The sequence below is a fragment of the Parachitinimonas caeni genome, from assembly GCF_030129945.1.
GTDB lineage: Bacteria > Pseudomonadota > Gammaproteobacteria > Burkholderiales > Chitinimonadaceae > Parachitinimonas > Parachitinimonas caeni.
The window spans coordinates 1-1,124 of record NZ_JARRAF010000126.1 but is presented as its reverse complement, the minus strand read 5'-3'; the positions used below and the strand labels follow the sequence as shown (position 1 = coordinate 1,124).

Annotated in this window: 1 protein-coding gene and 2 pseudogenes; all 3 read right to left on the bottom strand. The window is 60.6% G+C overall.

Annotated features, from left to right (window positions below; translation table 11 throughout):
* Window positions 1–108: 108 nt before the first annotated feature.
* The gene (locus PZA18_RS23910; RefSeq protein ID WP_284103401.1) at window positions 109–519 is read right to left on the bottom strand and encodes a pentapeptide repeat-containing protein; all 411 of its coding nucleotides are present in this window, start codon (window positions 517–519) and stop codon (window positions 109–111) included.
* A gap of 138 nt (window positions 520–657) precedes the next feature.
* Window positions 658–846: pseudogene (locus PZA18_RS23905) on the bottom strand (GNAT family N-acetyltransferase); the annotation flags it as partial.
* Between the two features lie 91 nt (window positions 847–937).
* Window positions 938–1,124 (bottom strand): annotated as a pseudogene (locus tag PZA18_RS25530) (IS6 family transposase); the annotation flags it as partial.

Here is a 1,124-nt window from a genome sequence, read left to right as displayed (position 1 = left end):
ACCGCCTGTCTGACGAGGACAGGGTGGGGGGTACGATATCGATCAGAGCCGTGTGGCTGGGCGCCGCAGGGGTTCTGTTGTGTCGTCAAGGCCACCCCTTTTCCTTCCTTACGCTTCCCAGGAAGGCAGTGCGGCCCCTTCGGGCAGTTCGCAACCATAGAACGTTGCGCCTCGGGTCTTGATGCCTGACTGTATGGCTCCGCTGGTACTGATGGCCTCAATGGCGGCGAGCTCGAAACAGGCCCCCGTCAGATCCGCCCTGGAAAAATCCGCGCACTTTACATTGCATTCCCGGAAGCTGGTGCCACGTAAGCTTGCGCCGACAAACCAGGCCGAGTGAAACCACGAATGAGGGGCGAAGTCTGCGCCATCCAGCACGATGCCCGATAAGTCGGCGTCACTTAGATCCGTATCGGGAAAGTACCGTTCGCCTGCCGCATAGCGCTGTTCCAACTCGGCGCGGTGAGTGGGGGGGTGATAAGCGGGTGAGTGGATGACTCGCTCTCCGGTGTTCGTCATGGGACCGGTAGCGGGAGAGGATCCCTCGGCCGGGATCGGGCCTTGCTGCCACGGTGTCGGTGCGAGGGGGGGAGAGAGGGTATGGCGCCAGTCCTCAATCCAGCCATCCGCTTCGGTATAACGGCGACCCACGGGGTGGAATCCATTCTTTTCCAATACTCGCCGGGAGGCCAGGTGATCAACCGCCGTTTCGGCAACCACGGTCTCGACCCCAGGCTGTTCGGCCGCCAAGGCCAACAGCTGCCGGACGGCAGCGCTGGCCACACCGCGACCTTGCCAGGCGGGGGCGACGTTGTAGCCGATTTCCACCTGCCCATTTCGGGGTGGGTGCTTAAGGTATTGACAAGTTAATCAGCGGAATTGCCATTGCCATATGCCGGTGCGTAAAAATCACACCCATCGCACGGCTCCCCCAAGTTCAGGCCGCAGCAAGGGCATTGGTAATGATCTGCCACGTGAAAAAAGCCTTTTCACGCGTAGCGCGGTAATCGACCCGACTGAGCAAATGGCGACGACAACGAAACAGGTTGTTGATGGGACCGTGAGCGGACAGGAAGCGTTGGGCCTGAGCCGGGGATTTGAAGCGTCGCATCTGCTTCTCTTTC